This is a genomic window from Frigoribacterium sp. CFBP 8766 (assembly GCF_014841435.1).
GTDB lineage: Bacteria > Actinomycetota > Actinomycetes > Actinomycetales > Microbacteriaceae > Frigoribacterium.
This window is the reverse complement of sequence record NZ_JACYTX010000008.1, coordinates 1-21,271: the sequence shown is the minus strand read 5'-3', so window position 1 is coordinate 21,271 and position 21,271 is coordinate 1. Positions and strand designations below refer to the sequence as shown.

Here is a 21,271-nt window from a genome sequence, read left to right as displayed (position 1 = left end):
CGATAGGGGATCGGCTTACGGACGGCGCTAGTGGGTGTGTCGGTGGCCGTCCCAGACGGGGAAGGGGTCGAGCAAGTCGCGCCACGAGGCGGGGTCGCTGAGCAGCTCGTCGTTGGTGAGGAGGCAGGTGTCGAGGTCTCGGCGGATGGCGGCGGCGTCGAGGTCGAGGCCGAAGAAGGCGATCTGTTGCCCGTGAGGTGAGTCGGGGTGCCACGACGGGAGTGACGTGGGGTCCAGGCTCAGCATCTGTCCGACGCTCGACCAGGAGCCGACCCGATCGCTACGGGTGGCGAACTGTGTAAAGCCGCGTGACCGGAGCACCGTGCCGACGGCTCCTGGGGCGAAGGTGCGCTCCACGACCGCCGCGAGACGCTCCGGATGGAAGGGGCGCTCGTTCCGGTAGACGAAGGTGGTGATCGTCCCGTCATCGTGGTGGTCGGGGGTGTGCTCCGAGAGGGCCTGCATCCAGCCGGCGGCGCCGCCGAGCTGCGCTGCGCCTCCTCGTGGTGACAGCGAGTCACAGGTGAGTTCTTCGGCCTTGCAGACGGAGGTCTCGGGTGCGAGCCGGGCGAGCAGCCGTTCGAGGAGCTGAAGGTCCTGTGGGGGCACCGCTGCAGTGTCAGTGAGCACGACGACGGTGGCGTGCTCGACGAGGTCGATGACGTGTTCCGCGGCGAAGAACCTGTCGTCCACACCGCGCAAGGCCAGATCGGCGAGATCGGTCGCGCTCACCCCGGCCACGACGTGCTGCAGCAGGCACTCTCCGCTCGGCCTGCCCAGGTCGGAGTCCACGAGCGCGCCGAGCAACAGCGCCAATGCCCGCAACGGGGTGCCCGGGGCGAGGGCGGCGACGACGTCGACGCGGTCACCGGATCTCGCCAGGTCGAGGGAGAGCTGATGGACGACGTCGGCTCCCTCCTGCACGTCGGGGCCGACCGTGACGAGTTGACTCGCATCACGGTTTAGCACCTGCGCGATCCGTTCGATCTCGGCTGCGTCCTGCCCGCCCACGAGGACGATGCCCGGGTGTCGCGAGGTGGATGAGTAAGCGGGTCGGGTAGCCATGCCGCTACGCTAGTTGATAACTGTTCTCACTAACAATCGGAGGCGTCATGAAGGTCCGCAATTCGCTCAAGGCACTGAGGGCCATCCCCGGATCGCAGGTCGTGCGCCGGCGCGGCCGGGTCTTCGTCATCAACAAGAAGGACCCGCGCTGGAAAGCCCGTCAAGGCTGACGACCGTCACTGTTGGCGCGTTCTGCGGCCGCCGGGCCGTGGCATTGGTTCCGGTTCTCATCATCATCTAGATCAATACATTGCCATAGGTGCATGCGTCTGCTTTGCTGGACTCATTCACCCGATGAGAAAGGCGCCACCCATGGCTGACACCGAAGTCCACGCAGAGCACACCGTCACCGAGCACGAGCACGGCACGGCGTGCGGTCATGAGACCGTGACGCACGATGACCATGTCGACTACGTCCACGGTGACCACAAGCACGCCCAGCACGGCGACCACTACGACGAGCACTGAACTTCTGGCGCTGACTGGCGCCGCATGACCGAGGGCCCCACCAACTGATGGGGCCCTCGTCGCATTCATGGACGCTAATGTGACGCTCATGAGCACCAATTCCCTCGAGTCCGCAGCGGAGCTGTTCAAGGCTCTCTCATCGGCGTCGAGACTCCGACTCCTCCGCCATCTCGGTCATGGCGATGCGGGCGTGACTGCCCTCGTCGAGGCGTCGGGCCTGGCGCAGCCGCTCGTGTCGCAGCACCTGCGCGTCCTCCGAGCTGCCGGTCTGGTCGAGGTCAACCGCGTAGGCAGGGAAGCGATCTACTCGGTCGCCGACCGACACGTCTCCCATATTGTCGATGACGCGGTAGAACACGTGAGCGAGACTCCAAGACTCGAGGTACGCGCCCGGTAGGGGATCGCTGATCGCTACGCCCGATCAGGAGGGTAAATCTTCGGCGCTCGTGCAAGCGCGTCCATTGGTCGGGAGGTACCCGACAGCATCAGCGAGGTCTCCCATGACGCTCGCTCCTGTCAGCTTTGTTGTGTCGAAGATGACCTCCACCGCGGGGGAGCGGCCATAGGTGGTCAAGATTGCACTCTCGGGGTCGTCTTCGGGTGAAACGACGATCCAGTCGACCCCCTGGATCGTGTAACAGGGCAGATCCGTGGGGCCTGGTTCTGTGGCACCGCAGCGAAGCAGGACGGACGTAGGTTCTCCCCAGGCGCCAGTGGCTTGGGCATCTGTCTCGCGTCGCGTTTCGCTTTCACCGATGGAGTCAGGAAGATGCACGGTGACTTGCGCGCACTCCACCGAGTTGGCATCGGCGGCAGGGCTCATGGGGACCACTGCTGCACATCCTGCCAACGACACTCCGGCGATCGCTGCTGATGCCATAGCTACGAGCGGTCGTGTGCGCGTAGTCCTCATGGCCAGACCGTACCTCGGCTGTGCGTATTGGCGCTGTCGGTGTCAGAGGAGTGCCAATAGGCGATCCCTGGCCGCACCCTCTTTGTGCGCTTCCGTAGAACCTGCGTCGTCGCAATCCTTCAGTTGGTTATGGAGCGGGGATCGGTGCCGGCGAAGACGGTGGGGTAATTGTCGAGCCAGGTCCAGCGGCTCGAGGGCCAGCTGATGACGGCTGCTCGCCCAGCGACGTCGCTCAGGGGAACGAAGCCTTCCCCGGGTTTGTCACGGTTGTAGCGGGAATCTCTTGAGTTGTACCTGTTGTCGCCCATGACCCAGAGGGAGCCATCGGGGACCGTGACGGTGAAGTCATCACGGGAAGCGCGGGTTTCGTCGGGGAGAACGGTGATGTATGGCTCATCGAGGGGGACGCCGTTGACGCTCATGTGCCCGAAATCGTCGCAACAGGTCACGGTGTCTCCGGGCAGGCCAATGACGCGCTTGATGAGATATCCGGTGCCGTCATGGGGTGCCAACCCGATGGTTGAGAGCACTTTGTCAACTGGTCCCGTGGCAGGGGTTGCGGCTTCGAGAGGGCTGAGCCAGCCGCCGGGGTCTGCGAAGACGACGACGTCTCCGCGGTGCAGGGACACAAGTCCTGGAACGAGTTCGTTGACAATCACGCGGTCGTTAATTTCGAGGGTGTGCTCCATCGACCCCGAGGGGATGTAGAAGGAGCGCACGAGGTAGGTCTTGACCAGGAAAGAGAGGACGAGGGCTGCGAGGAAGATGACGAGCACGTCACGCAGGAACCGCCAGATTGATCGCGGGCGTCGGCCGGCAGTGTTGAGGGCCGTTGGCATGGAGACAACGTACTGGGCGGAGCCCCCTCATTCGGTGCCCGATAGGCGATCCACCAGCGGACTGAGGGGCGAGCGGAACTCGTCGCGCGGTGTCCTCCATGCAGGCCTATAGGCTCCGACCGTGCAACCAGAGACGGTGCTTCTCCACGACGCGACGAGACCGAGCTGGACGGGGTCCGGGCCGCGGCCGATCCGGGCGCGTGTCTGGCCGAGCCGGCGAGAGGGGCCGGCTGCGACGGTTTTGTTGTCCCATGGCACCGGCGGCGCCGGGGAGGACCTCGATTGGCTGGCCGCGCCGTTGAACGAGGCAGGCTTCCTCGTCGCTTCCGTCGACCATCACGGCAACAGCTACAACGACGAGTACCTCGTCGAGGGCTTCACCCTGGTTTCTGAGCGGCCGACGGACATCAGCTACCTCCTGGACCACGTGCAGGGCCAGTATGACGTCGACGAGCGCCGGATCGGCAGCGCCGGCTTCTCCCTCGGGGGCTACACAGTCGCCGCCCTGCTCGGTGCTCAGATCGACACTCGGATCATGAGCGCCCTCTTCGCCGGACACGTCCCTGCCCCGCACGTGCCCGAGTTCCCGGACCTCATGGAGGCGCTCCGCGCGAAGTACTCGATCGAGCAACTCGAGCTGCTGGCCCAGTCCGCTGCGCGTCCAGTCCGTGATCCTCGCGTGCGCGCCGGGGCCCTCTTCGCACCCGGCATCGCAGAGGTCCTCACGCCTGCGTCTCTGAGGATGATCGAGGCGCCCGTGCTCGTGCGCTGGGGCGACGTCGACGACATCACGCCACCCGCGGAGAACGCACACGTGTACGCCGATCTCATGCCTCGAGCGGAGGCGGCCAGCGTCGGCGCGACCGCAGGCCACTACGTCTTCCTCGGTGACCGAGAGGATCCTTCCCACGTCCGGGAGGCTGCCGCCTCGGACACAGTCGACTTCTTCACCCGTCACCTCTGAGCAAGACCGAAGAGAAGGCAGGGCGATGAGCGACACCTCGACCCGCTTCACCGTGCGGGACCGGCTGAACGAGGGAGGTAGGAGCGCCCGATAGGGGATCGTGCTCCGGTCGCTAGCTTGAACAAATGACGGTCACGCTGATCACCTTGTCGTCCGATGACTGGAGAGTCTGGCGCTCCTTGAGGCTTGCGGCGCTGGCCGAGGCCCCGGGCGCTTTCGGCTCCCGGTTGGCTGACTGGGTCGACGCTGATGAGGGTCGTTGGCGCGAGCGCCTCTCCATCCCAGGAGCGATTGACCTCGTAGCCCTCGACTCACAATTGGGCAGTCCGGTCGGCATGGTCACCGGTACGCCGCCAGCACGGCACGGTGCTGGCGCAGAACTCATCTCCATGTGGGTGGACCCCGCAGCTCGAGGCCAAGGAGTGGCGACCTTGCTTATCGACGCCGTCGTGACGTGGGCAGCCGCGGCGGGGTCACCGCGCCTTGAGCTGTCGGTCAAGGCCGAGAACGAGCCCGCCCGGCGCACCTATGAGAGGAACCAATTCGACGTCGTAAACGGTTCCGGAGATGAGCTCACGATGTCACGGGCTCTCTGACGTCGGCAGCCGGCTGGCACGCCCGCTTCATGCCCGGTAGGGGATCGCTCTGAGGGCAAAGGGTCACGCGGCAGGGCTGAGCTAGTTTGAAACAAAGTTCGAACAGATCCGACGTTGGAAGCGGCGAATAGAGCGGTATCCGACCGGCGGCGGAAGGAGAGCACGAGACGGGTTGGAATGACCCGGCTTCAGCGCGTGACAGGCTGTGCCCATGACCGAAGACTCCGGCGCGGACAGAGGCAAAAAGGAGCTGCGCGCCATGGCCGGCCTTGCTGCCTACGGCGCAATCTCGATTGTGGTGTTTGCCATCATCGGGGCCGTGAAAAATTGGTCCGGCGTGGCCGGTATGGGTGTCGGTGTTGGGTCTCTTCTCTTCGGAGGTGGGAGAGCTCTCTGGCTCTTGCGGAAGCAGCGCCGTGATAACCCCTAGTGCTGCCCTCAGCGCTGACGCTCCGGGCATGCGGACGCGCACCTCGCGGTAGTCCACGACTTGACCGCCCCCGCCCAACCCTCATGGCGCCGACAGTTCGACAGCCGCCCGATAGGGGATCGCTTGCTGGTTGATCGGGCGGGCTTAGCGGTTCAACGGTGGCTTCCACGCATCGAGGAGGTCGTGCTCGAACTGGATCACTTGTGGCGATGTAGGCCGCGTGATCCATCCGAGGCGACAGCCGGCTACCCAGTCGTTCACGCGTTGTATCTGGAGGTCGGTCATGACTGAGGGCCGTTGCCGCGTTACCGGACGTGAAACGCCAAGGATCGTGACGGCAACCCAGGATCGGAACGTGGACCGCGACAGATCCGGTCCCTTCGCTAAATGCGCGCTAAGTCGGTCTCGAAGGCCGTTGGCCCCCTTCGCGCGGCCCGCGTAGACCGGTAATCCCTCACGAACCCAGATGTACACGCCCTTGTCAGTGGGAAGATCTCGCGCTGAAAGTGTCCTCGGCTCGTAGCGTTTGGCGTCGAGGAGCTCAGCCCACAGGGGCCCATCCGGCCCAGCAACGTCATCGGTATCCATCAGACCAGTTTGGTGCGCGACACCTTGAGTGAATAGTGCCCGCTGCGTCCCGCTCGTTCACATAGACATGAGAAAAGCGCCGGAGAGCCGATCCATAGGCGGAACGGCCACACCCATTCCTGGAGGCGCTGGGTCGCAGGGTCAGGCCGTCTGGCGCGGCCGCTTCGAGTGGTTGCGGGCAGGGCGGTGCGGTTCAGTAAGAGACTTGGCGTTTGTGCGGCAGACCTCACCTGCTACTGATCCGCAGCTCGGACATGCATGAGATAGGTCCTGTGTCGCAAGCAGGTCTCGCTCCATCCCCGCGTAGAAGTCGTCGTCGGGGATACTTCCTGCGTCTACGATCGCCTGCTCGACCATGTCGTGGTGCTTCACGAGGGCTTGGTAGAAGCGCTCTGGATCGGACGCGGCCTGCATCACCGCCGGCGCGGTGTTCCAGAGCGCGAGCTGAATTGTGCTGAACGGTCGTGGTCCTCCGAAATCGCCGTTCAACAGTTGGACGCCATTTCGACGCGCCTGGGCGATATGGAGCATCTCGAGGTAGTGCAGTTCGTTCTGGTTCCCAGCTGTAGCTAGCACGGACTTCTGGAGCCCCGCGGGACCCCTCTGCTCAAGCACCTGGCGGATAAAGTCACCACTACCGAAGTACCCGTCGAGGAACTTCCGGTCCAGCCGCGTGCTCTGACCGATGTAGGACCAGCCGTCCTCGAGCGCATCCGTACGGAATACGTAGCCCATGACACCTGCCGGAAAGTCGATCTTCTGATCCACGCTTCCTCCCCATCTTTGGTTTGGCTGACACGGCGGCTTGGCCTGCACCTCATGATTTCACCAGCGTGTCATGACTCGTGCCCGATAGGGGATCGGCTTCAGGGCGGATCGCGAAACCTGCATACTCGCTCCATGAGCAATCCCGCAGGCGATTCCGGCCGTGCCGTGCGGCGGCGGCTTCGAGAGACGCTGTGCCCGGACTGCGAACACCCATGGGAAGAGCACCGGGGTTCAGCCTTTGAGGGGCCGGTGGCCTGTGGGGAGTGCAAGTACGAAGAGGACCACGGGCAGCAGGTCCGTGGTCGAGAGAAGTGCTGGAACATCGTGCCTCATGCGTTGTTCGTGCCGCCGACGGCCCGAGAGCTAGAGCGAGCAGCGCCACTCCACAGAAAAGTTCTTCTGCGATTCGGGCAGTTGATGCTGGCGGTGTTGCATCTAGTAGTGCGTTAGCCCTGACCGAGGGTGCCCGATAGACGATCGGTCACTGGCGCGAGGTCCTGTCACTAGCCTGAGCGCATGAGAGGTGTCGGCAGGTTGAAATGGCTCGGGGTCGTTGTGTCGGTTCTAGGCCTGGTCTTGGCGACGTTGTGCTTTGCGTTAGCGGACGGCGACGGTGCCGTAGTTTTCATCGGCGTGCTCGCCGCTGCGTCAGGTCTGCTCGGGCTCGCGACGTTCTTCCTGAGTAGAAAACCCAGATCGCCGGCTGACGACATGGATGAAACCGTCCGGTAGACGATCGTCGGGCTGTCGGATCTTCGGTTCTGGGAGAGTCACGCGGCATAGTGAGGGCCTATGGAATTCCTCTTGAACTTCCTTCCTGGGGCCGGCCTTGTGCTCGGGATGATGGGGCTTGCGGTGTACCTGGGGCTGCGTGAGCGCTCGAGGAATGCGAACGCTGAAAGCTCGAGACGCGTCTACCTGTATGTCTCCATCGCTGCGTTCAGCGTGTCTCTCTTCCTGCTCGTTTACTTAAACGTTCGGTAGAGGCTTTGACCCTGTCTCGATAGGGGATCGGCCACCGTTCATCCCAGGGATCGATGCCGGCTGTCACCGCGCGCCCGTATGGTCGACAGGTGAGCACGAAAGGCAGCGGACGATTCAGTTCCCGTCTGGCCGCCGTATCAATCACCGGCGTGATCCTCGCCGCCGGTATCTTCGTCGCCTCAGCCTCATCGCTTGCTCTGTGGCTACTCCGCTTGCACACCGATGCTGGCATCGGGCGAGGTCCCTTTCTCGATCCGACCGAGTATTGCCGACTGAACGGTCACACGGGTCCGTTCTCGGAAGAGACGTGGCCGCCCCGTTACTCCTGCGGATCGACGATCGTGACTCCCACAGAAGTGACTCACGAGCTCATGGCCACCTGGACCATGTGGAGTCACGTCCTGTGGATAGCGGTCTTTCTGGCCGTGCTCAGTTTGAGCGCCTTGGTCGTCGCCGCGTTCCGGAGGGGACCAGGTACTGCCGCCGCTCCAGCACCGTCCCGATAGGGGATCGGTCTGCGGGCTCCTGGGGCGTTCGCGTTTGACCTGCAACGATCAGTGCATGTCTCGCGATGAACGCTTCACACACGACCCAGACAGTGACTGTGCCTACTTCTATGTGGCGCCGTCGATTGCTCACGGCGAAGCCGTCGAGCAAGTTGTCGTTGAGCGTGAGGGCAGAGGAGACATCGTGCTCGACTTCGACTCAGCGGGTCGACTTCTCGGTGTCGAGATCGTCGGGGCCCGCGCGCTGCTCACGGCCGAGACTCTCGAGACGGCTCCCTAAACATGGCCTCTGGAAGTAGGCCGGCGTGCTGGAGTGCCTGATAGGGGATAGGTAACAGGGCCTCGTTCGTTTACTCGGCCGCCAGGGTGAGGGGCAGCTCCGCTACCGCACCTTCTCCGGCGAAGGACGTCACGGCGAGAACAGCATCTCCGGCGGGGATGTCGGCGGGAAGAGGAAACGTACCCGCGGCAGTGAAGCGCGGGCCGGTAGCACTCTCGATCGTCCCGAGTCGGCGAGACTCAGAACGCGCCGTTGGTGTGAGCGTGATCTCGATGTCTTCGGCGGGCTGGTTCGTTCCGCCTGTGTCCTCGCATCTCGCGGTCATCCAATCCACGCTGAGCGTGATGTCTCCGCCCGGTCTCAGGTCTGAGCTGCTGAGGACGATCTCCTTGACTGCGCAGGAGCCTGAGGCGGTGCCTCCCGGCACAGGTGCGCACCCAGTGACGATCACGAGCAGCAGCGTCATTCCGCTTACGAATTGCGCCACGCTCGCCGTGAAACCCGTTTCATCGCGCATGTCCGCAGCTAAACACGGTCGAGGCGCCGGCCGAAAGAGGATCGGCCGTCAATCCCGAGCTTTGCATGTCAGCTCAGCGCAGCAATGACGCCTGCTACGAGGATTCCGGTCCCGAATCCGATGGTCATGGTCATGGCCAGGAACGGGCGACTTCCCACTCGCACCCCGCCGCGCCTCCTGAGGTTGAACGCGTAGGCGAAGCCTGCCGCGACGATTAGAGCGCCGATGATGGTCAAGACGAGCGGAACGGTGTCCATGCTCGAACCTTATGGCAGGGCCATGACTGGCTTGGACGGCCCACCTCGGCCGCCCGGTAGGGGATGGTCATGTGGGGCCTAAGTTCGTGCGTCGGTTGATGGTGTCGCCGTTCCAGGAGAGATCGGAGTCCTCGTCGACCGGGTACGCCTCGAAGCGGCCGTCGGTGAGGATCGCGTCGATGAGCGTCCGGGAGCCGGCGACGATCGTGGAGTCCCAGTCGATCTCGGTGGCGAGCACCCAGGAGTGGTCCTCGGGCCAGAGCAACTGTGGTGGATCGTCGATCCGGAAGCCCAGGCGCAGACCCCAGCCGGGCTCTGCGAGCTCCGCGGTGTCGGTCTGGGCGAGGACGTAGTCGTACCGAGCGATGGTCGTCGATCGGCCGGTGAGCACCTGGCCGGTGCCGCCGACCCAGTACGCCGCCAGGGCGTCACCCGGTGTCGTGGTGGCTCTCCCTAGCAGCGGTGCGAGGGCCGCGAGCACCTGTGGGTCGAGGTACCCGACGTCGCTGGTGCCACCCCGTGGCTCGTCGTGGCCGAGCAGTCGCTCCCATTGGACGAGAGGGTGCATGACCTTGCCGGCCGTGGCGGCGACGTCAGCCCATCGGCTGTGTTCCCAGGTGGCGGCTCCTGTGGGTCGGGGGTGGAGGATGCGCGCGTAGGCCTCGAAGCCGTACCCAGCGACGGATCCGACCCTTGCCCAGCCTCCGAGGCGGTACATCAGTGGCCCCAGCCAGGAGGCGCGTTCGACGTCGTCGGTGATCTGCATGGTCGTGACCCTGCCATGCCTGCGAAGCCGTGCCAAGGGCGACCATTCGTACGCGCGTCTGTCGCATTTGGGGATCGTTCATCGGCAGCCTTGGCGGTCGCGATTCTCAGAGCTACGGTCTCTTCATGAAAGCGGCACTCATTGATCCGCGAGATCAAACCGCGCAGGTGGACGACCCGACCTATCGCGTCTACTTCTGGGCCGGCGACGGTGCCGCGAAAGAAGAGTGGGAGCTCGTGGAGACTGATCTGAGAGAGGTCTTGGCGTGGATACCGACACGCTCGGATGGTCGTCCGCACAGCCTTTGGGCCGTAACGAGCATCGGCGCAGACGTCACTCTGATCCGCCTTGAAGGCATGGACCTCGATGCGGGAGTCAGGGCCTGGCCGGCATGGGCTCAGGAAGTTCGACGCTAGTGCCCGATAGACGATCGTTCCCCCGCGTGCCCCCGGGTCGCTCCATCGACACGGGCTGTCTTGGCGCGTGTCAGGTCAGGCGGTGAGCGAGAGCCAGGACATCCAACCCAAGACGGTCAAGCCAGTGAGTACTGCGCCGATGACGACGGAGGCGATCGCCAAGCCTCGTCCGCGGCTTCGACGAGGAAGTCGGACGAGGCTGAGGACGCCTAGGACCACGCCGGCGATGGGCAGGAGGAACGAGGCGACGAAGGCCACGATCGTCAGCGGAGGGATCTTGTTCGTAGACGTATTGCTGGCCATGTTCGTTCAGTCCTTCGTGGCTTTGATCCCGAGCCCCAAGGGGCTGACGAGGTGGGCGCGTTCATCGTAGAAGCTAGCCAGGGACAGCCCGCCGCCTGCTTCTATGTGTCTCACTAGTCGATCGTCCAACGAGTCACTAAGGGGCACGCGCGGGGGCTCAGGCTGTAAACGCTGCGCGCCATAGGTCGACCTCCCGTGTCTAGAGCGGGCCAGGTCCGAACCAGAGCGCCGGCAGGGACGCAGTCAGTAATAGTGCCGCCACGGCAAGGCTCACGATTGCCAGAGATCGCCGTGCTTCGTGCCGCACCCAACTGGTGATGGCGAGGCCGAGGGACGTGGCGGAGAGGATGCCGACGGGCACCCAGGCTGCGAGGAAAATCGGGTACAGAAAGAGCCAGCCTTCGTTGTCCCAGAGAGCGACCGGGGCCCACATCGTGGCGTAGAGAGCGAAGTAGGAGACGAGGGCTACGAGTGTCACGATGCTCGACGCCACGGCAAAGGAGCTGCTAGCCGCTCTAAGGGAGGGGTTGTCGCGCGATTCGTTCGCTTGGCCAGGCCATGCCGGGGTGGTCGTCACGGTCGAAAGCTAGCAGCCCTGGAGGCGGCGTAAACCGCCCGCAGACACCTCGGCCACTGGACAATCAGCGGACGCGACATATGAGCCAGGCGACGTCCAACGGGGGTGTCGGCCCTGTCCGCCTCTTCGTGACAACGTGTCGCCACGCGACTGTTGGTTCATTCGTAGAGTTGCGACATGGGCGGGGTTGAGGGGCGAGTTGGAAGCTCGCGAGCTGGTGGCGCTTATCGTGTCCTTAAGGGGGCCCTGTTGTCCGGTGCGGTGTTGGGGGGCCTGGCCTTCTTGGTGATCGCAATGGTGAATGACGGTCTCGCCGGTGAGAGCGCGTCCTTGTCTTTGGTGGGCGTCGTGCTCAGTGCTCTCGCGGGTTGTCTCGTCGCTGGTGTTGCTGCGTGTGCGGGGCTGATCGTCATGCGCCTGATGAGTGCGGACAGGTGGCAGGGGCGCGTCCGAGTCTGCGCTGGGTCTATTGCAGCTGGGCTCGTCGCGTGGTTGTTGACTCGAATCCTCATCGTGCCCGAGCTGCTGTTGCCCAGCTTTCTTCCTGCAATTGCCGGATGTGTCGGTTGTGCCACGGCCGCAGTCATCCTGACTCGCGCTCGGCACCGACAGGCTCGCGACGCCCAAGAGCTCGAGGAACCCGAATGACCCGCTCTGGGTAACCGACATGAACGTCCTGGCTGCGCTTCAAGCCTTCGGGAGATGTCCCGTTGGGCGACCGGTCACCAAACTGTCCGTGCCTCTCGTCGCGCCAATCGCCGCAAGCTCAGGCCCGCCGTGAGGCCGGCGCCCGATGCGGCAATCAGACCGATGACTACGCCGAAAAGAGCGGTACCGGTGAGGAGGCCTACAGCCATGCCCGCCGAGATCGCGACGACTGCCGCTGCGGCTGACGCAGCTAGGACCTGGCTTCTCGATCTGCCCCAACGGTGACGTTGGCGCCACAGCGACGCGCTGATGAATCCGGCGACAGCCCCGAGGAGGGCAAAGGCCACGGCAGCAGGAACCGCATAGACGAGAGAAATCAAGATCCATTCAGCGATCCCGCCGCCGTCCAGTCCGCTAACGGCGCTCCATGCGACCACCCACACAATGGGCAATATCAGCGCGCTTCCGGCGCTGACCAGGGCTCCTGTAAAGACCAAGACACGTCCGTCCGACCGGTGTGCGCGCGTCGGACGCTCCAGAGCAACGCTCATGACGACTCCTCTTTCTCAGCAGGTTAGGGCCTGCCTACGGCACGAGTATCCCCAGAATCAGGTGCTTCAGCGCGGGCGGCCGGCCCTCAGAGGTGTGTGCAGCATCAGAAATGAGCCCCCTCTGCGGGTGACCCGTGCCCGATCGGGGGCTCCTCGATCGCTACGCCCGGTCAGGAGGGCAAATCTTCGGCGCTCGTGCAAGCTCGTCCATTTGTTGGGAGATATCCGACAGCATCAGCGAGGTCTCCCATGACGCTCGCTCCTGTCAGTTTCGTTGTGTCGAAGATGACCTCCACCGCGGGGGAGCGGCCATAGACGGTCAAGATGGCGCTTTCGGGGTCGTCTTTCGGTGAATCGACGATCCAGTCGACCCCCTGAATCGTCTAGCAAGGCAGATCTGTTGGGCCTGGTTCTGTGGCACCGCAGCGAAGCAGGACGGACGTAGCTTCTCCCCAGGCGCCAGTGGCTTGGGCGTCTGTCTCGCGTCGCGTTTCGGTCTCACCGATGGACTCGGGGAAATGCACGGTGACCTGCGCGCAGTCAACCGAGTTGGCATCGGCGGCAGGGCTCATGGGGACCGCTGCTACGCACCCTGCCAACAATGCCGTGACGACAGATGCTGACGCGACAGCAACTACCAGTCGCATGCGCGTGATTCTCATGACGAGAACGTAGCTCGGGCCCGTCAGCGATCGGGCACCGGACGCACTCTCAACTCGGATCATCGAGAATGCGAGCCCATTCGGAGGGTGCTCGTGCCCTTAAGTGGTCGTGCCATCGCTAGGGTCAGGACATGGACGAGGCCGACCGAGAACTGCTCCGCCGGGCCGAGGCCGAAGTGGCAGCGCTGCCCCACCGCGACCCCCTCATCGACCCGCCACTCCGTCTGGGCGGCGGCCCCTCCCCCGAGACCGAACCGACTGGTCGGGCTCGGTTGCTCGCCCCGCTGACCCTCATCCTCTGCTTCGTCACGGCCTGCGCCGAGGGTTCGTGGCTGTGGTTCTCAGCCGCAGACTGGACCACCATGTTGTGGTTCGCCGTGCCGCTCCTCCTGGTCGCGTCGATCGTGCTCGCACTCATCGCCGGAGCGCTGGGCGGCCGCGCTGGCCGGTGGGCAGGAGTCTGTGGCGGCGTCGCCATCGTGCCGCCCGTGTGTTTCGTGGTGTCGCTGCCCCTCGCGCTCTTCACGTAGACCGAAGCGGCATGCGTCGTTCAATAGTTCGACAGCCGCCCGATAGGGGATCGTTGACCGGCTGAGTCGCGGGTGAGCTTGGTCGGGGAGAATGACTCGCGTGACAGCCGCCGGACTCCTCAACGTCGTTTTCTATGCCTGCCTAGCCATTGCTCTGGGGCTGAACATCTTGACGCTCCTGCGGTACAGCCAGGGGCGACCATTGGCGCGCAAGCAACGCATCAGGCTTGCTATAGCCACAGTGGTCATCGCCGTCATAGGAATCACCTGTGGCGCGATCGGTCTATGGCTGAGCTGACTTTGATCGTCCGCTGAATCGGTCACAGGTCGGGACGGTAGGCGTTATTGGGGCGTGAAAGCGGAGACAGTTACCTGAGCAAGACCCTCGCTGGTGTCTTGGCTGTTCTCAGCGATGTCGACCCGTACGGTCTCGAGCCTGGTTCGCCGGACGGTGCTCCGTCGGATGAGTATGAGATGGAGTCAATCGACCTGGTCCGATGCTTCTCAAGGCTGGCGCCGTCACGACCCACGGTGTCGAGGCGGTATGGATGCGCTGCTTCTCGGAGTCGCTCGTCCTTCGACTTGGACCGCCCGAATGGCGCAACTGGTCGATCGACTTAAGGGACTCGTGGACGGCGCCCGTTAGGGGATCGCCAATTAGTATCGGTGTGGCGGGGCCGCAGGTCGTTCCGCTGTGAGTCGCAGGCGCGCTACCGTGACTCCATGGCACGTCCATCTCGCCCCACTCGATGGGCGTTAGTTCTCAGTGGTCTGACGGTCGCAGCACTCGTCGTCTGCGCTATCGCAACCGTCAGGGCCGGGTGGTTCACACCAGTCTTTCCCTGGCCGGTGCCTGAAGGAACTGAGATCGTCCAGACGAAGCAGCAGTTTGAGTCGGCGCTTAATGCGCAGCGCGTGGGACGGGTAGCTGCAGTTGCAGCGCTTATTTCGGCTCTTGGCGTGGCTGTCGTTACGTTCGTTCGTCGAAGAGCCCGGCGCGCCCGATAGACGATCGATCACCGGTGCTACGGCTCGAGCCGACCTTTTCTTGTGTGCCTCGCCAGGAGCGAACCCGCAGCTACGACTTTCTGTTGAGGAAGCCCCGGATTCCAGCCACGAACAGGACGAAGGAGGGGCCGATCAGCATCAGACCGACCAGCCAAACCGGTAGGCCTCGGGTCGTGAGATCCGACCAATCAGGGTTGAAGATGAGCCATGCAGCACCGAATACCCCGAGCCCAAGAGCAAAGACCATCATCCCGATGTTCTGTTTCTGGGTTCGCGGTGCTGGTGGCCTTCCCTTGGGCATAGCCCGATCCAACCATGAGGCATAGGCGCGGTGTGCCGATAGGGGATCCACCCTCGGGACGGCGGGCCACATTAGGCAGTACCTTGCGAAGAGTCTTGTCACAGCCGACCTTTCGGCCCGCGAGGTTATTTCTCTTGATCGATACGGAGCCACTGGTGCCTTCCAACATTCCTCGCTTTAGAAAGCTCATGGGCGTGGCCACGTTCTTCTATTTTCTGGCTGCCGCCCTGTTCATCGCCAAGGTCTTCAGTGACCTGCCGAATGTGCTCATGCTCCTAGGCGTGGGACTGATCGTGATCGGCATCTACTTCAATGTTCGAGCCATGGCTGAGATGCGACGCTAGAAACCGTTGCTTCACCGGGTGGGGCACTGGCGGGGCCATAGGTCTGGCAGGGCGATCAGCGGGTTGATGCGCGTTCGCCGCCTTTACGGCTTGAAGAGACTTGCCGATAGACAGAAGTAGCGGGTCGATCAAGGGTGGAGAGCCATGAGAAAAAGTGGGGCCGTCATGAGCCTTGTCTTGGGTGTCGCGCTGTCGACGTCGGGGTGCTCTGGCCCTTCGCCTCAGATGGCGAGGATCGATTCGGTCTTTAATGACCTGGATCTCGGAAGCATCGACTCTGTCGTCTGCGCGTATTCCTACGAGCCAGGCACATTTGCCCTCAGCAGCTACGACCACATCCGGGTTGTCGGGATCGAGAGTCAGGCCCACGACGACGAAGTTCGACGTGCTCTGGAAGCTGAGGGCTTTACGGCGGAACCCGAGGACACCCGCCGACCGGAACTGCGTCGCTTCACTGGCGAAGAAGATCTCACCGCCTCGATATCTCACCTCTCCTTTGAAGAGGACGGAGAACGATTTGGAGACATGTCTGGATGGGACTGCGACGTGCCCAAGTCCGGCGTGACGCTAGTGGAAATCAGCCTCCCTCAGCAGTCGACTCCCGGAGCGCTGGCGCCAGGTGCCCAATGGTCCGTAGCCATCAGCCGTTGACGTTGACGGTTCCGATCTTCGAGCTACCCCTTCCCTTCGGCGTGGTCGAGGCCCAGCGAGTCACTGGGGAAGTGAGAAGGAAACAAACGTCAGGCCATCATCCGGGACTAAGCAGTCCTCTTGACCGTCAGTCGGGATGACGTCGCCCGCGTGATCGCCAGTGACCGTCCCAACGCTTGCAGTCATGTCGCCATGGCTTTCGAAATTGAGGAGGTTGCCTCGAGACGTTTGCGACTCATTGACAACGACGAAGTTGCTGGTTTCGAGGAGTTCAACCGCTCCAGTTGCCACATCCGCGTTGGCAAAACCAATTTGGCGCAAGTGGCGATTGCTGGACGGATCAAAGGTGCCGGGTTGATGTGTGACGTCGCATACCACCGTGCCGAGGTCGCCAACGTCGAGCTCATTGATCATTTTGTTGATCTGCAGAATTTGCGGCGAATGAGCCGCTGCGCACCCGCCCAGGAGGGCCGTGGCGCTGGCGCCGAGGATGACAAAGATGGCACTCCTCACGCTGCCCCGGACGCGAGCGTCCCGCATCACGCGTGCGCCCCACGTCTTGGTGTTGCGACTGGGAACGTGCGCTTCATGGTCTGGGACGAAGAAGTCACAGGCCCCAGCGTGGACGCTCCGAAGCAACCTGACAAGCACTTGTCCTTGACCTGGTAGTCGGCCGCTCGGGGACTACTTCTTGAGATGGCCCCAGAGGTGGTCGGCTCGACCCTCATCGGGCCACGAACGCGATCGGCGCTCGGATCAGCGGAGGCCCAAGTCATGCCGACCGTTGTCGATCGCACAAAGGCTAGGAGCAAAGAAATCGGGGGGTGAGGGGTCACTTAGGGAGCACCAAGGACACGATGGTGAGTCCTTCAGCAGGAACGGTGCAATTTTTGGACCCGTCGAAGGGAATCACGTCGCCCGCGTCGTCGGGTGACACGTAGCTGATTCCCGCAGTCATCGAGTTGGGTCCGTCGAATCGGACCACATTGCCGTGGCTGCCCAGGGCTTCCGAGGTGACGATGAAACCCTGATCTTTCAGGGTCTGTTTCACCTCGGGGACCAAGCCATCATCAGCCAGGCTTAATTGCCGCCGGAACTCGTTGCCTGTCTGGTCGAAGGGTCCTGGCTGAAAGCTAAGATCACATACGACCTCACCGAGGCTGCCTAGGTCGAGCTGTTCGTAACGGCTGTCGATGGCCAGCACTTGAGGAGGGGCGGTGGCAGCGCATCCCGTTTGAGCGAGCGCCAGGCCGACCACCGCGAGGGCGAACCATCCCCTGACTTTCATGTCATCTCCTGATCTTCCCGAGTGGCTCGTCTAGATGCGGATGTGCGCAGCGGGCTGGCAGACCACAGGGCCCGCAGCGCCGCGACAGCCTCGTCCTCGGTGAGGCCGGCCTCGCGGGAGGTCGTGGCGTAGTCGCTGGCGGCATGGGCCACTCCGGCGCTCGTTGCTTGCCCGTCGCGCACGACGGTGCCTCGGCGGCTGGTGGAGATCACGCCTGCCTTTTCGAGTTCGAGGTAGGCGCGAGCGACGGCACCAGGGCCAAGAGAGAGATCTCCTGCGAGCTGCCGGACCGGTGGCAGGCGATGCCCGGGAGGGAGGGCACCGACACGGATCAGGCCGTCGAGCTGCAAGCGAATCTGCTCGAACGGTGGCACCGCACTGCCGTGATCCAGCCGAATCACGCCGGCACCGCCGCGGGCCGCGGCGCCCTGCTCACGGCCATCGATGCTCGTGCGAGCGAAAGAGTCGCTGTCACGGCCCCGACGAGGGACCCCAGGGCGCCGATCACGGCGGCGACACCGGCCACGGTCAGGCCCGTACCGATGGCGCCGAGGAGCTGGTCGGGTGAACCGTCCGCTGCGCTGACAGATGCCCAACTCGTCGACGCGTAGCCGAGAGCGATCGCCATCGTGGCCGTCGACGCCCAAAGCGCCCCGGACGTCAACAGCAGGATCAGCCGGCTGGCCGACCCTCGGATGGTTCGATCCATGTTCAGCATGTCCGTGGGAAGCGCCGGCTGACCAGCCACCCGCCTCAGAGCACACCACCCGGCCGCGACCAGCCCAACAGTTGCGACCGCAGCAACCGCAAGGCCCCACGGCTGACCGGTGACGAACACGGTGTCCTGCACCGCAGCTGCGACCAGCAGAACGAGAAGGACGCCAGCGAGCACACCGCACAGGGCGACGAGCACTCGGGGGGCGTTGTCCATCAGCCGGCGGGGCGCCAGAAGCGCCGTCGCGGTCGGTCTGACCGGGGCCGGCCGCCCGGGGATCGCCGCATACACCGCAAGTCCAATAGTCGTCGCGGCCACAGGAATGACGAGCACCGCGACCATCATCTCCCACGATGCTGCCGTGGCGACAAGGGCCATCCCTACCGCCACCGTCACCGCCGCGGCCAGGGCAGCGGCCGACTTCAGAGCAGACGCGCGAAGAGCTGCGCGCGCATCCTGAGGCGCCCGGGCAAGACCACTCGTGGTGTGCCGGTAAGGGCTGAGTGCACGCTGCGCCACGACCAGCGCCGTCACCGCCGAGACCCCGAAAATCACGCTCAGAACCATCAGTCCCTGATCCATCTCGACACCCCTCTGTAACGCCTCAGCAGTACAGCGACTATCTCCTGTGTACTGGCGAGGCGATACACCCACAAAGGGGGCCGGGTTGCCTGGGCGAGTGACGACGGCCGGCACCGGGCAGGTTCAAAACGGCATTGACCTGGGCTCTATTGCTCCTAGTCTTTGCCTGACCAGCACGCCTGAAGACCACGGGGGACCTCATGAAACGAATCTTTCCAGCGCTCGTTCTTGCTTCTGCGATCGCTGTTGGCGCCACTGGTTGCACCGGCAGCTTTGACGATGTTTTCGAGGATCAGATTGCGATTGCCGAAGAACTGAACCTCAGTGAGGTTGGCGACGTCACGGCCACCAACGGCATCGGAGGCGGAACAGTCCCCGCCAGCCTCGAGTACGTCGTCGAAGGGCCCGAGGTGCGAGCACTCCTGGGGGAGCGATTGACGGACTCGGGTTTTAAGAGCGGGCATGAATCGGGTGACCGAGAAAGTTGGACGCGGGACTTGGCGGGCGCTCACCACCGAGTGACGCTGCTCTTCGTCGAGGAGGGAACCGTGATCGCCCTCGACGGCAGATCAGACGTCGACGAGATCACCACCATGGAGCCGGGGGTTCGCGTTTACATCCGGTGACGCCAGTGCGCGCAGCCGGCTAGTCCGATTTGGTCAATGACTGAGCTGCCTTGTCCACTTCGGCTCTCATGATCTGGGCCGTTTCGTCGTCTGCGGGGGCGTTGAAGCTGTAGACGCTGAGGGTGAGAACGCTCACGAGGTAGTCATCGACGGCGGCGACACAGACCGTTCCTGTGGGGAACATGCCGGACTGCTGGAGTTCCAGTCCCATGCACAGGCTTTCGTCACCCCACGTGCCGAGGTCTTTCGAGGTGACGCTGGCGCGGGCCGTCTGACCGTTTTGGGTGAAGGTCGTCTGGGTGGGGCAACCTCGTAGGTCCTCCGCAACGCCCCTGATGTGGTCTGTGGAGGCATCGTCAGGGGAGACGCTGATCGCGAGTGTTGCGTCCGTCTCAGCTCGGGTCCAATTTGATGCTCCGGCATCCGGTCCGATGTCGAAGTAGCCCGACAGGTCGCCCTGGCAGAGATCAGCCTCGCCCTTGTCTGTCGACGTCTCGCCGGTTGAGGTGGAAGTGTCCGCGTCGAGTGTCCACCCGCCTGTTGGCAGCTCAGCCGTCGTGAGGACTGCACTTTGCAGGTCGTGTGCTGGTGACGCCACTGACGTTGTGGGTGTCCCGCTTGGTTGATCGTTTCCCGTGGACTCGTTCTCTGACGGGTTCGAGGTACAGCCCGCGAGGAGGCCGAGCAGGGCAGCTGGGAGCACTACGAGACGGGCGGTGATGGACAGACGAGTCTTTATCCCCATGGGTTGATGGTGGCTGAGTCCGGACGGGGCTGCAACCGCATCGGATCGAGCGATCGCAGCCTCGGCTTGGTGGCCCAGTAACGGCCCCGTCATCGAGACTGATTCCGGACCGGTCTATCGAGACGCTTCTTGGCCGGGTGGCGTCGGGGTAGCGGCAAACCCCAGGGCTGTCCGGCCATTGATCGTCTATCGGGCACCGTTTGTGACCTCGCTCTGGCGATCTCCGTTACCGATCTGCCGCATCGCCATGCGTTAGCCAGTAACTGATGTCGATGGGCTGCGTCGGTGGCAGGTCAATGTCGTCAGGCCGGATCTGGTGCTCCGTGAGCCTGCCCTTCTGCAAGCTGTTCCGTCATCCAAGGAGAGCGATTGGCTGCCAGCTCTACGGTTAAGCCATGAGGACGCGACGAACTTTCATGGCGCTGGGTGCGGTCACCGGTGTTACGGGCGCTCTCGTCTTGACTCTTTTCTTGTTGCAGCCGTGGCGGTCCTGCTCCTACGACGACCGTCCGTCGGCCTGCGCCATGCTCCCTGCCGACGCATCCGTTCTCATGGTTTCGGCGATTACCACCCTTGCGGGCGTGACAGTTCTGGTGATGGCATGGCTGAGCGCTCAAGAACCGCGGTCGATGCCCGCCAGTCGGCGAGTCACAGTGTTTGGAGCCGTTCCGCTGTGCTTTGTGGTGGCCGTGGCCGGAGTCCTCTACTTCGTCTGATGCGGCGACCCTCCCAAGCTGCTCGTCACTTTCACTCCTGCCGACATGACCTCCAATAGACGATCTATCTTCGGTGACCGAGTGTTGCTGGGCCTCGGCCTGCACTTCGAGGAATTACGACCGAGGAAAAGTCGATTCACGACGTCACACTTTGGTGCTCACTGGACATTACTTCTGTGACAGCGGAGAGCCCGCGGTCATCGGTTGGATCGGATCACCTTGCCTAAGCACAATGTTGACGAAATCCTCGCTGGGAGCCGCCCGGCGTTTACCTCCTCAGCCGCTACGGGGGCGGCGCTCGATGCTCTTGTGGCAGAGACTTGCGTCGCCGCTGGGAGCCGGCGGCTTCCCCGGCGCCGAAAAGCACTGTGGCTCGTGCCCGGCAGCATTCTTGCCGTCGGAGCACTCACGGCCGGCGCAGTCGCCATCGATGGCCTGACGCGAATCGAGACCCCGATCCCCGTCTCTTACGTCACCGACACTGGGGTCGCAGTCTCGTGCACTGCCACCATCGAGAGCTCGTACTTCTCGCCCAGGTTTACCGAGGTCTCCACTTACTACGGAAATGCCGACTTCACGACGAGCGGTCTCGGTCAGCGCATTTACGAGTACGCCCTTGTTCTGGCTGGCGACAAGGCAGGCACCCCCGGCGATCTCCCCCAGTCAG

General features: G+C 63.6%; 31 protein-coding genes. 14 read left to right on the top strand and 17 right to left on the bottom strand.

The window, feature by feature from the left end; translation table 11 throughout:
- Nucleotides 1–27: 27 nt before the first annotated feature.
- Nucleotides 28–1,065 (bottom strand): GTP-binding protein, encoded by a 1,038-nt coding sequence (locus IFT90_RS15520; RefSeq protein WP_192043115.1) that lies wholly within the window; start codon nucleotides 1,063–1,065, stop codon nucleotides 28–30.
- Nucleotides 1,066–1,112: 47 nt separating this feature from the next.
- Between IFT90_RS15520 and ykgO the strand changes: the two genes are divergently transcribed.
- The 3 genes from ykgO (at nucleotide 1,113) to IFT90_RS15505 (ending at nucleotide 1,930) form a co-directional block, all read left to right on the top strand.
- Entirely contained in the window at nucleotides 1,113–1,235 is a 123-nt protein-coding gene (gene ykgO, locus IFT90_RS15515) for a type B 50S ribosomal protein L36 (RefSeq protein WP_192043114.1), read from the top strand.
- 142 nt (nucleotides 1,236–1,377) lie between these two features.
- A complete protein-coding gene (locus tag IFT90_RS15510) occupies nucleotides 1,378–1,533 on the top strand; it encodes a zinc transporter permease (RefSeq protein WP_192043113.1) in 156 nt (51 codons plus the stop codon).
- 67 nt (nucleotides 1,534–1,600) lie between these two features.
- Nucleotides 1,601–1,930, top strand: a complete 330-nt coding sequence (locus IFT90_RS15505; protein ID WP_371812343.1) for an ArsR/SmtB family transcription factor — start codon at nucleotides 1,601–1,603, stop codon at nucleotides 1,928–1,930.
- A gap of 24 nt (nucleotides 1,931–1,954) precedes the next feature.
- On the opposite strand, the gene IFT90_RS15500 is transcribed toward IFT90_RS15505, so the two are convergent.
- Both IFT90_RS15500 and lepB read right to left on the bottom strand, forming a co-directional pair.
- Entirely contained in the window at nucleotides 1,955–2,356 is a 402-nt protein-coding gene (locus IFT90_RS15500) for a DUF3515 family protein (protein ID WP_244645013.1), read from the bottom strand.
- Nucleotides 2,357–2,565: 209 nt separating this feature from the next.
- Nucleotides 2,566–3,285, bottom strand: coding sequence for a signal peptidase I (lepB, locus tag IFT90_RS15495; protein ID WP_192043110.1), 720 nt, complete (start codon nucleotides 3,283–3,285; stop codon nucleotides 2,566–2,568).
- Nucleotides 3,286–3,406: 121 nt separating this feature from the next.
- Here lepB and IFT90_RS15490 point away from each other — a divergent pair, with 121 nt between their 5' ends.
- From IFT90_RS15490 to IFT90_RS15480, 3 genes are all read left to right on the top strand, one after another.
- Complete coding sequence (locus IFT90_RS15490) at nucleotides 3,407–4,249, top strand: serine aminopeptidase domain-containing protein (protein WP_207106325.1); 843 nt, start codon at nucleotides 3,407–3,409, stop codon at nucleotides 4,247–4,249.
- Between the two features lie 125 nt (nucleotides 4,250–4,374).
- On the top strand, nucleotides 4,375–4,845 hold the full coding sequence (locus IFT90_RS15485; protein WP_192043108.1) for a GNAT family N-acetyltransferase: 471 nt from the start codon (nucleotides 4,375–4,377) through the stop codon (nucleotides 4,843–4,845).
- A gap of 211 nt (nucleotides 4,846–5,056) precedes the next feature.
- Nucleotides 5,057–5,275: a hypothetical protein gene (locus IFT90_RS15480; RefSeq protein WP_192043107.1), complete on the top strand. Its 219-nt coding sequence runs from the start codon at nucleotides 5,057–5,059 to the stop codon at nucleotides 5,273–5,275.
- A 144-nt stretch (nucleotides 5,276–5,419) separates the two neighbouring features.
- Here IFT90_RS15480 and IFT90_RS17705 read toward each other — a convergent pair whose 3' ends face one another.
- Together IFT90_RS17705 and IFT90_RS15475 are read right to left on the bottom strand one after the other, a co-directional pair.
- Nucleotides 5,420–5,863: a GIY-YIG nuclease family protein gene (locus IFT90_RS17705; RefSeq protein ID WP_371812340.1), complete on the bottom strand. Its 444-nt coding sequence runs from the start codon at nucleotides 5,861–5,863 to the stop codon at nucleotides 5,420–5,422.
- Between the two features lie 141 nt (nucleotides 5,864–6,004).
- On the bottom strand, nucleotides 6,005–6,631 hold the full coding sequence (locus IFT90_RS15475) for a hypothetical protein (RefSeq protein ID WP_192043106.1): 627 nt from the start codon (nucleotides 6,629–6,631) through the stop codon (nucleotides 6,005–6,007).
- 516 nt (nucleotides 6,632–7,147) lie between these two features.
- Between IFT90_RS15475 and IFT90_RS15470 the strand changes: the two genes are divergently transcribed.
- Both IFT90_RS15470 and IFT90_RS17700 read left to right on the top strand, forming a co-directional pair.
- The gene (locus IFT90_RS15470; protein WP_192043105.1) at nucleotides 7,148–7,363 is read left to right on the top strand and encodes a hypothetical protein; all 216 of its coding nucleotides are present in this window, start codon (nucleotides 7,148–7,150) and stop codon (nucleotides 7,361–7,363) included.
- Nucleotides 7,364–8,176: 813 nt separating this feature from the next.
- On the top strand, nucleotides 8,177–8,401 hold the full coding sequence (locus IFT90_RS17700; protein ID WP_192043104.1) for a DUF2283 domain-containing protein: 225 nt from the start codon (nucleotides 8,177–8,179) through the stop codon (nucleotides 8,399–8,401).
- Between the two features lie 70 nt (nucleotides 8,402–8,471).
- On the opposite strand, the gene IFT90_RS15460 is transcribed toward IFT90_RS17700, so the two are convergent.
- The 3 genes from IFT90_RS15460 to IFT90_RS15450 all read right to left on the bottom strand — a co-directional run bounded on the left by IFT90_RS15460 (nucleotide 8,472) and on the right by IFT90_RS15450 (nucleotide 9,941).
- On the bottom strand, nucleotides 8,472–8,918 hold the full coding sequence (locus IFT90_RS15460) for a hypothetical protein (protein WP_192043103.1): 447 nt from the start codon (nucleotides 8,916–8,918) through the stop codon (nucleotides 8,472–8,474).
- A gap of 68 nt (nucleotides 8,919–8,986) precedes the next feature.
- Complete coding sequence (locus tag IFT90_RS15455) at nucleotides 8,987–9,175, bottom strand: hypothetical protein (RefSeq protein ID WP_192043102.1); 189 nt, start codon at nucleotides 9,173–9,175, stop codon at nucleotides 8,987–8,989.
- Between the two features lie 67 nt (nucleotides 9,176–9,242).
- Nucleotides 9,243–9,941 carry a hypothetical protein gene (locus IFT90_RS15450; protein WP_192043101.1) on the bottom strand — a complete coding sequence of 233 codons (699 nt, stop codon included), beginning with the start codon at nucleotides 9,939–9,941 and terminating at the stop codon, nucleotides 9,243–9,245.
- 125 nt (nucleotides 9,942–10,066) lie between these two features.
- Here IFT90_RS15450 and IFT90_RS15445 point away from each other — a divergent pair, with 125 nt between their 5' ends.
- Nucleotides 10,067–10,357, top strand: coding sequence for a hypothetical protein (locus IFT90_RS15445; RefSeq protein WP_192043100.1), 291 nt, complete (start codon nucleotides 10,067–10,069; stop codon nucleotides 10,355–10,357).
- Between the two features lie 75 nt (nucleotides 10,358–10,432).
- Here the strand turns inward: IFT90_RS15445 and IFT90_RS17695 are convergent, their stop codons facing one another.
- From IFT90_RS17695 to IFT90_RS17690, 4 genes are all read right to left on the bottom strand, one after another.
- Entirely contained in the window at nucleotides 10,433–10,660 is a 228-nt protein-coding gene (locus IFT90_RS17695) for a DUF4190 domain-containing protein (protein ID WP_192043099.1), read from the bottom strand.
- Between the two features lie 199 nt (nucleotides 10,661–10,859).
- Nucleotides 10,860–11,237: a hypothetical protein gene (locus IFT90_RS15435; RefSeq protein WP_192043098.1), complete on the bottom strand. Its 378-nt coding sequence runs from the start codon at nucleotides 11,235–11,237 to the stop codon at nucleotides 10,860–10,862.
- A gap of 722 nt (nucleotides 11,238–11,959) precedes the next feature.
- Complete coding sequence (locus IFT90_RS15430; RefSeq protein ID WP_192043097.1) at nucleotides 11,960–12,436, bottom strand: hypothetical protein; 477 nt, start codon at nucleotides 12,434–12,436, stop codon at nucleotides 11,960–11,962.
- Nucleotides 12,437–12,819: 383 nt separating this feature from the next.
- The gene (locus IFT90_RS17690; RefSeq protein WP_371812355.1) at nucleotides 12,820–13,083 is read right to left on the bottom strand and encodes a DUF3515 family protein; all 264 of its coding nucleotides are present in this window, start codon (nucleotides 13,081–13,083) and stop codon (nucleotides 12,820–12,822) included.
- Between the two features lie 146 nt (nucleotides 13,084–13,229).
- On the opposite strand from IFT90_RS17690, the gene IFT90_RS15420 reads away from it, so the two are divergent.
- The 3 genes from IFT90_RS15420 to IFT90_RS15410 all read left to right on the top strand — a co-directional run bounded on the left by IFT90_RS15420 (nucleotide 13,230) and on the right by IFT90_RS15410 (nucleotide 15,932).
- A complete protein-coding gene (locus IFT90_RS15420) occupies nucleotides 13,230–13,628 on the top strand; it encodes a hypothetical protein (RefSeq protein ID WP_192043095.1) in 399 nt (132 codons plus the stop codon).
- A 1,503-nt stretch (nucleotides 13,629–15,131) separates the two neighbouring features.
- Entirely contained in the window at nucleotides 15,132–15,281 is a 150-nt protein-coding gene (locus IFT90_RS15415) for a hypothetical protein (RefSeq protein WP_192043094.1), read from the top strand.
- Between the two features lie 225 nt (nucleotides 15,282–15,506).
- Entirely contained in the window at nucleotides 15,507–15,932 is a 426-nt protein-coding gene (locus IFT90_RS15410) for a hypothetical protein (RefSeq protein ID WP_192043093.1), read from the top strand.
- Nucleotides 15,933–15,992: 60 nt separating this feature from the next.
- On the opposite strand, the gene IFT90_RS15405 is transcribed toward IFT90_RS15410, so the two are convergent.
- The 4 genes from IFT90_RS15405 to IFT90_RS15390 form a co-directional block, all read right to left on the bottom strand.
- Nucleotides 15,993–16,445 carry a hypothetical protein gene (locus tag IFT90_RS15405; protein ID WP_192043092.1) on the bottom strand — a complete coding sequence of 151 codons (453 nt, stop codon included), beginning with the start codon at nucleotides 16,443–16,445 and terminating at the stop codon, nucleotides 15,993–15,995.
- Nucleotides 16,446–16,764: 319 nt separating this feature from the next.
- Nucleotides 16,765–17,220 (bottom strand): hypothetical protein, encoded by a 456-nt coding sequence (locus tag IFT90_RS15400; RefSeq protein WP_192043091.1) that lies wholly within the window; start codon nucleotides 17,218–17,220, stop codon nucleotides 16,765–16,767.
- Complete coding sequence (locus IFT90_RS15395) at nucleotides 17,217–17,621, bottom strand: GntR family transcriptional regulator (RefSeq protein WP_192043090.1); 405 nt, start codon at nucleotides 17,619–17,621, stop codon at nucleotides 17,217–17,219. The genes IFT90_RS15400 and IFT90_RS15395 overlap by 4 nt, the downstream gene beginning before the upstream one ends.
- Nucleotides 17,618–18,517, bottom strand: a complete 900-nt coding sequence (locus IFT90_RS15390) for a hypothetical protein (protein ID WP_192043089.1) — start codon at nucleotides 18,515–18,517, stop codon at nucleotides 17,618–17,620. Before IFT90_RS15390 ends, IFT90_RS15395 begins: the two co-directional genes overlap by 4 nt.
- 200 nt (nucleotides 18,518–18,717) lie before the next feature.
- Between IFT90_RS15390 and IFT90_RS15385 the strand changes: the two genes are divergently transcribed.
- A complete protein-coding gene (locus tag IFT90_RS15385) occupies nucleotides 18,718–19,143 on the top strand; it encodes a hypothetical protein (protein WP_192043088.1) in 426 nt (141 codons plus the stop codon).
- A gap of 19 nt (nucleotides 19,144–19,162) precedes the next feature.
- Here IFT90_RS15385 and IFT90_RS15380 read toward each other — a convergent pair whose 3' ends face one another.
- Nucleotides 19,163–19,888: a hypothetical protein gene (locus IFT90_RS15380; RefSeq protein WP_192043087.1), complete on the bottom strand. Its 726-nt coding sequence runs from the start codon at nucleotides 19,886–19,888 to the stop codon at nucleotides 19,163–19,165.
- Nucleotides 19,889–20,979: 1,091 nt separating this feature from the next.
- Between IFT90_RS15380 and IFT90_RS16710 the strand changes: the two genes are divergently transcribed.
- Nucleotides 20,980–21,271, top strand: a 292-nt coding sequence (locus tag IFT90_RS16710) for a hypothetical protein (protein ID WP_207106324.1), incomplete at its 3' end; no start/stop codon positions are given.

Coding starts and splice junctions, on each gene's coding strand:
- IFT90_RS15410 (WP_192043093.1), top strand. CDS start 15,507: ATGGCGAGGATCGATTCGGTCTTTAATGACCTGGATCTCGGAAGCATC.
- IFT90_RS15385 (WP_192043088.1), top strand. CDS start 18,718: ATGAAACGAATCTTTCCAGCGCTCGTTCTTGCTTCTGCGATCGCTGTT.
- IFT90_RS15505 (WP_371812343.1), top strand. CDS start 1,601: ATGGACGCTAATGTGACGCTCATGAGCACCAATTCCCTCGAGTCCGCA.
- IFT90_RS15430 (WP_192043097.1), bottom strand. CDS start 12,436: ATGAGCGTTGCTCTGGAGCGTCCGACGCGCGCACACCGGTCGGACGGA.
- ykgO (WP_192043114.1), top strand. CDS start 1,113: ATGAAGGTCCGCAATTCGCTCAAGGCACTGAGGGCCATCCCCGGATCG.
- IFT90_RS15480 (WP_192043107.1), top strand. CDS start 5,057: ATGACCGAAGACTCCGGCGCGGACAGAGGCAAAAAGGAGCTGCGCGCC.
- IFT90_RS15450 (WP_192043101.1), bottom strand. CDS start 9,941: ATGCAGATCACCGACGACGTCGAACGCGCCTCCTGGCTGGGGCCACTG.
- IFT90_RS15380 (WP_192043087.1), bottom strand. CDS start 19,888: ATGGGGATAAAGACTCGTCTGTCCATCACCGCCCGTCTCGTAGTGCTC.
- IFT90_RS17695 (WP_192043099.1), bottom strand. CDS start 10,660: ATGGCCAGCAATACGTCTACGAACAAGATCCCTCCGCTGACGATCGTG.
- IFT90_RS15500 (WP_244645013.1), bottom strand. CDS start 2,356: ATGAGCCCTGCCGCCGATGCCAACTCGGTGGAGTGCGCGCAAGTCACC.
- IFT90_RS15470 (WP_192043105.1), top strand. CDS start 7,148: ATGAGAGGTGTCGGCAGGTTGAAATGGCTCGGGGTCGTTGTGTCGGTT.
- IFT90_RS15520 (WP_192043115.1), bottom strand. CDS start 1,065: ATGGCTACCCGACCCGCTTACTCATCCACCTCGCGACACCCGGGCATC.
- IFT90_RS15485 (WP_192043108.1), top strand. CDS start 4,375: ATGACGGTCACGCTGATCACCTTGTCGTCCGATGACTGGAGAGTCTGG.
- IFT90_RS17700 (WP_192043104.1), top strand. CDS start 8,177: ATGTCTCGCGATGAACGCTTCACACACGACCCAGACAGTGACTGTGCC.
- IFT90_RS15400 (WP_192043091.1), bottom strand. CDS start 17,220: ATGAAAGTCAGGGGATGGTTCGCCCTCGCGGTGGTCGGCCTGGCGCTC.
- IFT90_RS15390 (WP_192043089.1), bottom strand. CDS start 18,517: ATGGATCAGGGACTGATGGTTCTGAGCGTGATTTTCGGGGTCTCGGCG.
- IFT90_RS15445 (WP_192043100.1), top strand. CDS start 10,067: ATGAAAGCGGCACTCATTGATCCGCGAGATCAAACCGCGCAGGTGGAC.
- IFT90_RS15510 (WP_192043113.1), top strand. CDS start 1,378: ATGGCTGACACCGAAGTCCACGCAGAGCACACCGTCACCGAGCACGAG.
- IFT90_RS15455 (WP_192043102.1), bottom strand. CDS start 9,175: ATGGACACCGTTCCGCTCGTCTTGACCATCATCGGCGCTCTAATCGTC.
- IFT90_RS17690 (WP_371812355.1), bottom strand. CDS start 13,083: ATGCGACTGGTAGTTGCTGTCGCGTCAGCATCTGTCGTCACGGCATTG.
- IFT90_RS17705 (WP_371812340.1), bottom strand. CDS start 5,863: ATGGATACCGATGACGTTGCTGGGCCGGATGGGCCCCTGTGGGCTGAG.
- IFT90_RS15420 (WP_192043095.1), top strand. CDS start 13,230: ATGGACGAGGCCGACCGAGAACTGCTCCGCCGGGCCGAGGCCGAAGTG.
- lepB (WP_192043110.1), bottom strand. CDS start 3,285: ATGCCAACGGCCCTCAACACTGCCGGCCGACGCCCGCGATCAATCTGG.
- IFT90_RS15460 (WP_192043103.1), bottom strand. CDS start 8,918: ATGCGCGATGAAACGGGTTTCACGGCGAGCGTGGCGCAATTCGTAAGC.